General features: G+C 59.9%; 8 protein-coding genes and 1 pseudogene. 5 read left to right on the top strand and 4 right to left on the bottom strand.

The window, feature by feature from the left end:
* Nucleotides 1–105 (top strand): annotated as a pseudogene (locus GGQ66_RS20900) (IS481 family transposase); the annotation flags it as partial.
* A 52-nt stretch (nt 106–157) separates the two neighbouring features.
* On the opposite strand, the gene GGQ66_RS20895 reads toward GGQ66_RS20900, so the two are convergent.
* Entirely contained in the window at nt 158–2,146 is a 1,989-nt protein-coding gene (locus tag GGQ66_RS20895) for a bifunctional 2',3'-cyclic-nucleotide 2'-phosphodiesterase/3'-nucleotidase (RefSeq protein WP_183795310.1), read from the bottom strand.
* A gap of 346 nt (nt 2,147–2,492) precedes the next feature.
* Between GGQ66_RS20895 and GGQ66_RS20890 the strand changes: the two genes are divergently transcribed.
* Nucleotides 2,493–3,776 carry a phosphatidylglycerol lysyltransferase domain-containing protein gene (locus GGQ66_RS20890; RefSeq protein WP_183795308.1) on the top strand — a complete coding sequence of 428 codons (1,284 nt, stop codon included), beginning with the start codon at nt 2,493–2,495 and terminating at the stop codon, nt 3,774–3,776.
* Nucleotides 3,773–5,116: an AcvB/VirJ family lysyl-phosphatidylglycerol hydrolase gene (locus tag GGQ66_RS20885; RefSeq protein ID WP_183795306.1), complete on the top strand. Its 1,344-nt coding sequence runs from the start codon at nt 3,773–3,775 to the stop codon at nt 5,114–5,116. The genes GGQ66_RS20890 and GGQ66_RS20885 overlap by 4 nt, the downstream gene beginning before the upstream one ends.
* A gap of 12 nt (nt 5,117–5,128) precedes the next feature.
* Here the strand turns inward: GGQ66_RS20885 and GGQ66_RS20880 are convergent, their stop codons facing one another.
* Complete coding sequence (locus tag GGQ66_RS20880; RefSeq protein ID WP_183795304.1) at nt 5,129–5,998, bottom strand: carbon-nitrogen hydrolase family protein; 870 nt, start codon at nt 5,996–5,998, stop codon at nt 5,129–5,131.
* Nucleotides 5,998–6,585 carry a GNAT family N-acetyltransferase gene (locus GGQ66_RS20875; RefSeq protein WP_183795302.1) on the bottom strand — a complete coding sequence of 196 codons (588 nt, stop codon included), beginning with the start codon at nt 6,583–6,585 and terminating at the stop codon, nt 5,998–6,000. Before GGQ66_RS20875 ends, GGQ66_RS20880 begins: the two co-directional genes overlap by 1 nt.
* Nucleotides 6,586–6,674: 89 nt before the next feature.
* Here GGQ66_RS20875 and GGQ66_RS20870 point away from each other — a divergent pair, with 89 nt between their 5' ends.
* The gene (locus GGQ66_RS20870) at nt 6,675–7,076 is read left to right on the top strand and encodes a ketosteroid isomerase-related protein (protein WP_183795300.1); all 402 of its coding nucleotides are present in this window, start codon (nt 6,675–6,677) and stop codon (nt 7,074–7,076) included.
* A 19-nt stretch (nt 7,077–7,095) separates the two neighbouring features.
* Here GGQ66_RS20870 and GGQ66_RS20865 read toward each other — a convergent pair whose 3' ends face one another.
* On the bottom strand, nt 7,096–8,919 hold the full coding sequence (locus GGQ66_RS20865) for a methyl-accepting chemotaxis protein (RefSeq protein WP_183795298.1): 1,824 nt from the start codon (nt 8,917–8,919) through the stop codon (nt 7,096–7,098).
* Between the two features lie 748 nt (nt 8,920–9,667).
* Between GGQ66_RS20865 and GGQ66_RS20860 the strand changes: the two genes are divergently transcribed.
* Nucleotides 9,668–10,264, top strand: a complete 597-nt coding sequence (locus GGQ66_RS20860; RefSeq protein ID WP_183795296.1) for an SCO family protein — start codon at nt 9,668–9,670, stop codon at nt 10,262–10,264.
* Nucleotides 10,265–10,302: the final 38 nt, after the last annotated feature.

Raw genomic sequence — 10,302 nt, 5'->3', positions numbered from 1 at the left:
CTGCGCGGCCTGACGCCCTACGAATTCATCTGCAAAATCTGGGCAACAGAGCCAAAACGGTTTAAACTCAATCCGCATCATCAAATGCCGGGACTGAACAGCTAGAGTAGTACGCAACGGACGCCGCCGGAGCGCGACACCCGTTGCATGTGCGATTTCAGAGCACGAGCCGGAATTTTGCGAAGCCGTTGTCACCGTCACCGGCATCCTCGATCTTCGTGCCCTTGACGTCGGCCGCATAGGCCCTCGCCTTGGGGCCCGTCTCGAACAACGCCGTAGCATCTTTCACGGGTGCGAACGACCAGTTGGCGTCGGCCGAGGGATTGATCGTGCCTTCCGCAACGATATAGCGAACGATGACATCGCGGTTCGTATCGGGCGCAACGAAGATCACCTTGTCGGCGGCGATTTCCGGGAACTTGCCGCCACCGCCGGCGCGATAATTGTTCGTCGCCACCACGAACTTCTGCTCCGGATCGACCGGCTTGCCCTCGAAGGCAAGCGCGACGATGCGATTTGCCTCAGGGTTCGCCAACTTGCCGTCCTTGTCGAAGCGGGCGGGTTGCGCAAGGTCGATCCGGTAGGTAACGCCATCGATCACGTCGTAATTGTAGGACGGGAAATCAGGATTGAGCAGCGCTACATCCTTGTCGCCCGGCTTCACCTGATTGAACATTCCCGCCGACATTTCGAGCCAGTTCTTCACCTGCGCGCCGGTGACCAGCACCACTTGCACCGTATTCGGATAAAGATAGAGGTCCGCAACGTTCTTGATGGCGATGTCCCCCGCCGGAACGTCCGTATAGTAGTCCGCGCCGCCACGGCCGCCAGCCTTGAAGGGCGCCGCAGCCGAAAGCACGGGCAGATCCTTGTAAGGCCCCTCTTTCAGCATGTCCTTGATGTACCAGGTCTGCGCATTGGAAACGATCTGCACGGAGGGATCGTCCGCCACCAGCGCGAAATAGGAATAGAGGGGTGCAGACGTCTTGCCGACGGCCCGGCGCACATAGGCGAGTGTGGCGTCATGTTCCGCCTGAATGGAAGCTGTCACTTCCGGCTTGTCCTTCACATCAGCGACGATCTTGCGGTTCTCGTCGCGGTGATAGATCGGACGCGCTTCCGTCGTGAAGTCCACGATCTTCCAGCCCTTGCCATCCTTTTCGATCAGGAGATCGATGAGGCCAAGATGCGAGCCCCAGAAACCGGCCATCACCGCTGGCTTACCCATCAGCGTGCCCTTCACCGGATCGGCGCCGGCTATACCGTCCCACGTCTTCGGGCCGGGGAAGACGAGATGCTGGTGACCGGTGAATACGGCGTCGATACCAGAAACACCGGCGAGATAGAGCGAGGCGTTTTCCATGCGCTCGCTCTGCCCCTTGCCATCGATACCGGAGTGGGAGAGCGCGATCACGATGTCGGCGCCCTCCTCTTTCATCACCGGCACCCAGGCCTTGGCTGCATCCACGATATCGCGGGTCTGAGCCTTGCCTTCGAGGTTCTTCGCATCCCACAGCATGATCTGCGGCGGCACGAAGCCGATGACGCCGACCTTGACGAGGCTCTTTGCGCCGCTCCCATCGACGATCTCCTTTTCAAGGATAACATAGGGCTTGAAAAACAGGTCGTCGTTCTTCGGATCGGCGGCAAGCTGCCCCTTGGTAAGGTTTGCGCAGACATAAGGATGCTTCGCGCCGGCCAGCGTATTGAACATGAAATCGAGGCCGAAATTGAACTCGTGATTGCCAAGTGTGCCGCACTCGTAACCCAACACGTTCATCGCCTGCACGACCGGATGCATGTCACCTGACTTCATGCCACGCTCATAGGCAATGTAATCGCCGAGCGGATTACCCTGAAGAAAATCGCCATTATCCACCAGCATCGAGTTGCCTGCCTCGGCGCGGATCGAGTCAATGATGGCGGCGGTGCGGGCAAGACCCAGCGTGTCGTTCGGCTTGTCGGCATAGTAATCATAGGGAAAGACGTGAACGTGAATGTCCGTCGTTTCCATGATGCGCAGATGGGCCTGATTCGCCGCAGCCCGCGCAGCAAAGGGATGCAGGAACACCAGCGCCGAAGATGCGGCAATGCCGCCCAGCAGCGTACGGCGGTTCAGGCGAACGGGTTCGGTGTGAAATAGCATGGCGGATTGCCTCCTCTGCGTGCGTTCTTCCCGGCGTGCAAGGCCAGCGTAAGCTTTATCCGCCAAGAGTGCATCGGCAAAATGAACGAAAAAGACAGCAATGATGAAAAACGCAACAGGTCGAATGCCGCTCCTGAGAAATGGGAAACCATTCGCAGGCGGGAGTTCGCGTCGACCATTGACAAGTTTCTCCGCCGCCTCTTTATCGCGTGGGCTGTAGCCATTCCGGGGACGGCCTCGACCCCGAAAAACAAGGAACGAAAGCCGATGTTCGGCCTTCGTAAAATCGAAGTTATTTTCTGCTTATCTGCCCACTTCCGGCGGCGGTGGAACAACAGGAGGGTACATGCTGCATATTGCACTGCGCGGGTGGTATGCGGTCGGTGGCTGGTCCACCAAACAGGCAAGGCAGGACGAACCGACGCTGGACATGCCCGGCGGATCGGAACGGCGATACGGATTCCTGAGGCACGCTGCCCGCATCGGCATTCGCGCCCTGACCTTCTGCATGTTCCACGAAGCTTTTCTGGATGAACTGGCCGTCCTTTCCCTCGCGCTTGCTACCTTGCAGGTGCGCCAACGGGAGGTCGGACTTTTCGCCGGCCTTCCCCTCTTGCCCAAACTTTCGCGCCAGAAACCCTTGTCCGGCACGGAAATGGCGCGCGCCGTCAGCGTGGCAAACGATGGAACCGCCGCTGACGCCCAACTGGTAAGACTTGGCGACAAGCAAGTTCTTTGGTCTGCCGATGGCAAGAGTTTCCTGATGTATGCGCGTCAGGGCGGCAAGCTCATCGCCCTGTTCGATCCCGTCGGCCCGAGCGCTAACTGGAACGAACTGACCAGCGCCTTTCGTTCGCTCGCACGCCGCCGCAACTGCATCCCCGTTTTCTATCAGGTATCCGAAGCTTTTCTTTCCTCCAGCGCCATGGCCGGCATTCGCGGTTACAAGCTGGGTGAATTGGCGGAAATCACGCTGCCAGCTTTTACCATGAGTGGCGGCGACTGGGCCAACCTGCGCCGGGCGATCAACCGCGCCACCCGCGACGGTTTGACCTACGAATTCCTGTCGCCTGATAATGTGCCCTCCGTTCTCGATGAACTGCGTACAATTTCAGATGCATGGCTGGCCCATGGCGGCACGCGTGAAAAGCGCTTCTCGCTCGGAGCTTTCAACCCCGCTTACGTCGCAACCTCTCCAGTCGCAATCGTTCGGATGGACGGCCACATCGTCGCCTTCGCCAATGTGCTGACAACGGAAAAAGGAGCGGCTTTCGTTGACCTCATGCGCTTTTTGCCGGGCGCCCACCGGGGTGCAATGGACTTCCTCATGGTACGCCTGATCGAGGACCTGAAAGTCAGGGGCTTCGAGACGCTGAACCTGGGCATGGCGCCGTTGTCCGGTCTTCGCTCCGGGACGACAGCAACGCTCTGGGAGCGAACCGGCGCATTCGTCGCCCGCAACGGCAACCGTTTCTATGGGTTCCAGGGGCTCTACAGCTTCAAGGCCAAATTCGAGCCGGAGTGGCGCCCGCGCTACATCGCCGTTCCCGCCGGCTCCAACCCCTATCTCTCCGCAGCGGCGACCGCAACGCTGATCGCCGGCGGGCTGTCGGGGATATTCCGTCGATGAAACGCGCCATTACCGGTGTCTTTGCGGCGCTGGCGCTTCTGACCGGCCTCGGTTCGGATCTCGACGAGACGCGCCTCAAGACCGGCGGCATTCCCGATCCGCTCGTCCTGCTGCCGGAAGGCGAAGCGGTTTCCGAAATCGTCCTTCTCTCCGACAGCGACGGTTGGACACAGGCCGATAGCCGGATGGCGGAAAGCCTGAGCGACGAAGGCGCCATCGTCATCGGCATCGATCAGCCGCAATGGCTCGCCGCGCTTCAATCCGAGGCACAGGATTGCGCCTATCTCGTTGCCCCTATCGAAAGCCTGAGCAAGCAGATCCAGCGGCGGTTTGGCGACGGGACCTACCGTGCCCCGATCATCGCCGGGCACGGCGCTGGCGGGGCGCTGGCGTTGGCCATCGCCGCCCAGACCCCCGATGCGACGGTGGAGCGAACAATTGCCGTGGACCCGGAAGCCTTCGTGCGACTGGACAAGCAACTCTGCACCCCCGCCGACAAGAAACGGGTTGCCGGCGGCATGCGCTATGGCCTGCCGGAGAGCGGGTTAGCCAATCCGGTCGACATTAGCCTAACGGAAAAGGCGCAGGGTGACGTGCCGCTGGCAGGTTTAGCGCCGCTGCCGCTGTTGACCATCACGCATGTTTCCGGCGACGCGGAGGCTGTTCTGGCATCAGCACTGTCGGCCCGCATCAAGGACGCAAGGACCGCTTCCAATGGACTGCCCGTTACCGTCCTCGACGCCACGGGCGACCGCCGGGCCCTCGCCATCATCATTTCTGGCGATGGCGGCTGGCGGGACATCGACCAGAAGATCGCCGCCTTTCTTCAGGACGATGGCATCCCTTCCGTCGGCCTCGATGCACTGCGCTATTTCTGGAAAGAGCGTACGGCCAATGAAACGGCGGCTGCGCTTCAGGGCATCATCGATACTCATGCGACCCGCAACGGATCGACGGATATCCTGCTCATCGGCTATTCCTTCGGTGCCAATGTCATGCCCGCGACCTATCTGGCCATGGACGAAGCGCACCGGAACAAGGTGAAGCTCGTTTCACTGCTCTCGATCGAAAAGAAAGCCGACTTTCAGGTGTCCGTTCTTGGTTGGGCCGGCAAGCCGCCGGAAGGACGCGGTGGAGACCCGATCGCGGACGCCCGTAACATTCCCTCGGGCATCCTCCAGTGCATCTACGGCGAGGAGGACACGGAGAGCGGCTGCCCTGGCCTCGACGGCACAGGGGCCGAGATCGTCAGACTGACCGGCGGACACCATTTTGACGGCGATTATCGGGCACTGACGACGCGGATTGTTGCAGCCTACGATAGAACACTGATCGACTGAGGCCGCGAGCGATCAAACCATGAACTGCTCGGGCCAGTCGCGATAAAGCGCGACCTGCCCCTCCTTGCGAAGCTTCGCGACCTCGGCAAGATCGATTTCGCCATAGAGCCACCGGCTGTCGGGAGTGAAGATGGCCTCGCTTTCTGCCCAGACACCGCTCGGCGGCATACCGTAATCGGCGGGCACATAAAGTGCCGCACGCCCTGCATTCTCGTCCACCGCCGGCGACCAGGGCGCGAAACCCGCGGTTGGCGAAACGAGCACGGCAAACTGGTTTTCCAGTGCTCGCGCCTGTGCACCGATGCGAACGCGATGATAGCCCGCCTCCGTGTCCGTACAGCTTGGCGCCAGCACGAGATCGACACCCATTTCTGCCAGTCGGCGGGCCAGCATCGGAAATTCATTGTCATAACAGATGAGAATTCCGAGGCGTCCAAACGGCGTTTCGAAGGTGCGCAAACCATCGATACCGCCGGCGATGAACCATTGCTCGCGCTCGAAGCGGGTCATCATGATCTTGTCCTGATGGCCAAGCGATCCATCCGGTCCGAACAGGAAGGCCCGATTGCGATATTTACCGTCGGGATCGGCCACCGGTGCCGACCCGGGGCAAAACAGGACAGAGTGTCGGCGAGTGAGATCCTCGCACAGTTCCAGCCAACGCGGAATGAGCGGCTGAATGCCGAAGATCGACTTCTGCAGATCGCCGCGTTCCTGCTCCGGAAGAAGTCCGGTCAACGTCATCGCGGAATATTCCGGCAGGAGCAACAACTCGGCTCCAGAGGCAACCGCTTGACCCACCAGAGCATCCAGATGTGCGGCATAGGCCTCCCAATCCGCGAAAAGCTCTATGGCATACTGGCAGGCTGCAAACTTCACCATCAGCGGATTTCCTTCATCCAGAAAGACATGGGTTTGGCGGTTTCCCCGGCCTCGCCAAGGTCGCGCCAGACATATTCGGTTCTCAGCTCCGGGTGGTGAATATAGCCGCGATGCGCCCAGAAGGCATCGAGCGGCTGATAGTCGGCCGGGCGAAGCGGGTGATCGACGGGACGCTCGACGGCACAGAAACAACATATGTCGAAACGTTCGAGGCGGCGGGCATGCGCCTCGCGCTCCTCGAAGAAGCGTACGCCGATGCCCAGACCGCGATAGGAAGGCATCAGTACCGATTCACCGAAGTAGAAGATGCGTTGCGGATCGAAGCCACCCTTGAGGAAGGGCGCCTTGAACTCCACCGTTTCATCCGCCATGGGCAGGCCCGTCGAAGCCCCGACGACGGAATCCCCATCCAGCGCCAACACGAACACGCTGTCGGGCGAGGCCGCGTAGGTCGCGACATAGGTTTGTTCGTATTCGAGGGTTCCCTCGTAAAGATAGGGAAACGAGCGAAACACCGATATCCGCAGCCGGGCAAGATCATCGATGAAAGGTGTAATGTCGCAGCCCTGACGCACCAGAATTCGCATGTGTATTTCCGTACTATGCAACGCCTCGGCCCTGCTATAGGAAATCGGTTTCGATTTAGCTATGCCTTTTCAGACAGCAGGGAAACACGATGAGCGCCACCGACGTCATTCGCGCCTATTATGATGCCTTCAACAAGCAGGATATGGAAGCATTCCTCGCACTTCTGACGGATGATGTCGCGCATGATATCAACCAGGGTGGGCGTCAGGCTGGCAAGCAGGCCTTTGCCGCATTCATGGAGCACATGAACCACTGCTATCGCGAAGTCCTGACCGACATCGTCATCATGGAAAATGCCGAAGGCACGCGCGGGGCCGCCGAGTTCGTCGTCAATGGCGAATATCTCGTGACGGACGAGGGCCTGCCGGAAGCCAATGGCCAGAAGTACATTCTTCCCGCCGGCGCCTTCTTCGAAATCCGCGACGGCAAGGTCGCCCGCATTTCAAACACCTATAACCTGAACGACTGGATCGCTCAGGTCATCGGCTGAAATCCGGAGGGTTCTCGCTTTACGAGGCGAGAGCCCAGGATTGCCGATCGGCATCGCCCGCCATTGGCAGGCGGAAAGCTCCGACCAATGACGCCAGTTCGCCGGCCTCCGTCGCCAGCGTCATCGCGGCAGCAGTCTGCTCTTCCGCCATGGCCGCATTCTTCTGGGTCATCTGATCAAGCTGGTTGACCGCATTGTTGACCTCGGCAACACCCGCCGACTGTTCATGCGCAGCCGTGGCGATCGCATCGATATGGGTCTCAATCTCGGCGATGAAGCCGCCTATTTCGGCAAGTGCCGTTCCCGTTCGCGCCACCAGCTCAACACCATCGCCCACGTTGTCGCTCGATTTGGTAATCAAGGCGCGAATCTCCCTAGAGGCCTCGGCCGAACGCTGGGCCAACTGGCGCACTTCCTGCGCCACGACTGCAAACCCCTTGCCAGCCTCGCCGGCACGGGCCGCTTCGACACCGGCATTCAGCGCCAACAGATTGGTCTGGAATGCAATCTCGTCGATCACGCCAATAATGTTGGTAATCTCGCGTGAACTGTCCTCGATCCTCTGCATCGCGCCCCGCGCCGCTTCCACGACCTCCGCGGAACGGGCGGCGCTTTTCGTTGCCTGCCCCGTAACCGACCGGGCCTCGCCGCTACGCTTGGCGGAATTCTTTACGTTGACCGAAATCTGATCGAGCGCGGCAGCCGTCTCTTCCAGTGAAGCGGCCTGAACCTCTGTACGTCGGGAAAGGTCGTTCGCAGCGTTCGACATTTCAACCGAAGCGCCGTTCAGATTGCCAGCGCAGTGGGCGATGCGGATGAAGGCATCCCCGAGACGCCCCACGGAGCCGTTGAAATCGGCGCGCAACGTTTCGAAATCCTCGGCGAAGCGATCATTGAGGCGGACGGCGAGATCACCGTGGGCCAGTTTATCGAGTCCGCCCGCGAGACCGGCGGTTGCCACCTTGAGGCGATGGGCCGCGTCCTTCTCTGCCTTTTCCTGGGCGGCAATGCGGTCGGTTTCGCCCTGTCGGCGCATGGCCTCCGCCTCGGATTGCAGCTTTTCACGTTCGAGGGCGGACCGGCGAAACACTTCGATGACTTCTGCCATCTTGCCGACTTCATCGCGGCGACCGCTGACAGGCACGACGATATCGAGGTTGCCGCCAGCGAGGTCTCCCATAATACCGGTCATCCGCGCCACCGGCTGAATGGCGCGGTGGCGAATAAGCGCGCCACCCAGCACACAACCAGCAACGCTGAGGCCGCCGGCAACCATGGCAACGATGTTCCAGAATGTAACGGAAGTCCGGGCATTGTGCTCAACGGATGTGAGATGCGCCCCGGCAATGTCCACCAGTTTCACCACCTCCGTGCGGTGGACGTAGAATGCCTTGGTGATGGCGGGCAGCGCCGCCACTGCTGCATCCATCGATGCATTCGGATCGGCAAGGCCGGTTTTGTCGATGAGTGCCCAGAACGCCTTGCCGGTGGGAATGACCTGACCATCAAGCTGCGCCTGCAGGTCTGGCTGCAATCCCTCGCGCTTCCAATAGGCTTCGCGGTCGAGAAATTCCTTCTTGAGTTCTGCGAGCTTGGCCGCATTCTCAACCCGCTTTTCGGGATAAGCGCCGGTCTCGAGACTGAGCATATAGGCTTCGGTGACAAACAGCGGCGGCGGAAGAACGTCGGCAATGACATCCTTGCCGTCGATGATCTCCCGATACATGGGGCTGCCGATCTGCAAGCTGGAAACGACATGGTTTCCGATCACGAGCAGCGCCACCAGTCCGATGATGAGCGAAACCATGATCATGCTGACGAGATGCGATAGACTTTTCGACATGCGCGGCACCCGAGTCTTTGTAATCGTTCCGATCGCAATGCGTCTGAAAAGCCGTCATGCTCTCATTGCATCTGTTCGTCCGACCTGCATCGTTCGGCGCGAATGTCTCCTTAAAAGACAATCGCAAGTAATATCGACAATACGGGTAAATAAACGCTTTATATTTTAGCCCCATCTTTATTGTCGCGCTCTGCGACGTCGGACGCACGGCAGAGCAGGCTATTTGCCGCATTGTGGGCGCATGCCGAACGCGCTACCTCTCCGCCGATGGAGACTGGAACATGATCAAATCCGCGAAGCGGCTCGGACTTGCGTTGCGCATTCTTTGCGCCGTGAGCCTGCTTGTCTTCGGCTTTGCCCATCGATCCGCTGCAAACGACGCAACGGAGGTGGCGCTCTATACGCTGCCGGACGGGTCTGTTCCGTCGATTTGCCTCGCCAGCGACACTGATCACAATCACCCGCTCTATGGCAGCGCCTGCGAAGCATGCCGCCTCGCGGCAGCGATCCTGCTTCCGACACCTTGCGGCGATACAACCCCGCCTCTTCTCAGGGAGGTGGCCAGACTGGGTCCGGCAATCGCCCCGCCCGAGGTTAGACGCCCGCTTCAATACCACGCAGCACCTCGCGCGCCTCCAGCTTCTCCGGCAGCCTGAACCCGTTGAGAAAATCCGTGAAGCCAATGCTTCGCGAAGGAGATGACAATGATCCTTTTTCTGCGCACCCACCCTGCAAAGGACGTGGCCAGATGAAACGCAACAATGCAATCCGCCACATTATCGTGGCTCTCAGCATCACGCTCGTGCTGCTCGCAGGTGTCATGACCTGGGTGCTGCGCAGCGCGCCCGAGCGCATACCCGTCGCGTTCGGCACCGCTTTCAATCTTACAGACGATACCGGCAAACCAATCACCGAACAGGCGTTTCAGGGCCACCCCTCGCTGATCTTTTTTGGCTTCACCCGCTGCCCTGAAGTGTGCCCGACCACACTTTACGAGATGGCCGGCTGGTTCGATACGGTTGGCGAAGAGGGCAAGCCCCTCAAGGCGTTCTTCTTCTCCGTTGACCCGGAACGGGACACACCTGAACTGATGCACAACTATGCCGCAGCCTTCACCGACCGCATCGTCGGCATTACCGGCGATCCCGCCGAGGTGCAGAAGGTCATGAAATCCTGGCGTATCTTCGCCCGCAAGGTTCCCACCGAAGGCGGCGATTACACCATGGACCATACTGCCTCCGTGCTGATGCTCGATTCCCGCGGCAATTTCAAAGGCACGATCGGCTATGGCGAGGCTGCGGATTCGGCTGTCGCAAAAATCCGCGAATTGCTGAAATCCGGCTGACGTACAGCGGATCACCGACATAAACAGCGCACGGATGA

The sequence above is a fragment of the Allorhizobium borbori genome (assembly GCF_014196535.1).
GTDB classification, from domain to species: Bacteria; Pseudomonadota; Alphaproteobacteria; order Rhizobiales; family Rhizobiaceae; genus Ectorhizobium; species Ectorhizobium borbori.
This window is presented reverse-complemented; position numbering and strand designations above follow the sequence as displayed.

Bases quoted from the DNA above. Each gene is read 5' to 3' on its own strand.
- GGQ66_RS20895 (WP_183795310.1), bottom strand. From the start codon at position 2,146: ATGCTATTTCACACCGAACCCGTTCGCCTGAACCGCCGTACGCTGCTG.
- GGQ66_RS20890 (WP_183795308.1), top strand. From the start codon at position 2,493: ATGCTGCATATTGCACTGCGCGGGTGGTATGCGGTCGGTGGCTGGTCC.
- GGQ66_RS20885 (WP_183795306.1), top strand. From the start codon at position 3,773: ATGAAACGCGCCATTACCGGTGTCTTTGCGGCGCTGGCGCTTCTGACC.
- GGQ66_RS20880 (WP_183795304.1), bottom strand. From the start codon at position 5,998: ATGGTGAAGTTTGCAGCCTGCCAGTATGCCATAGAGCTTTTCGCGGAT.
- GGQ66_RS20875 (WP_183795302.1), bottom strand. From the start codon at position 6,585: ATGCGAATTCTGGTGCGTCAGGGCTGCGACATTACACCTTTCATCGAT.
- GGQ66_RS20870 (WP_183795300.1), top strand. From the start codon at position 6,675: ATGAGCGCCACCGACGTCATTCGCGCCTATTATGATGCCTTCAACAAG.
- GGQ66_RS20865 (WP_183795298.1), bottom strand. From the start codon at position 8,919: ATGTCGAAAAGTCTATCGCATCTCGTCAGCATGATCATGGTTTCGCTC.
- GGQ66_RS20860 (WP_183795296.1), top strand. From the start codon at position 9,668: ATGAAACGCAACAATGCAATCCGCCACATTATCGTGGCTCTCAGCATC.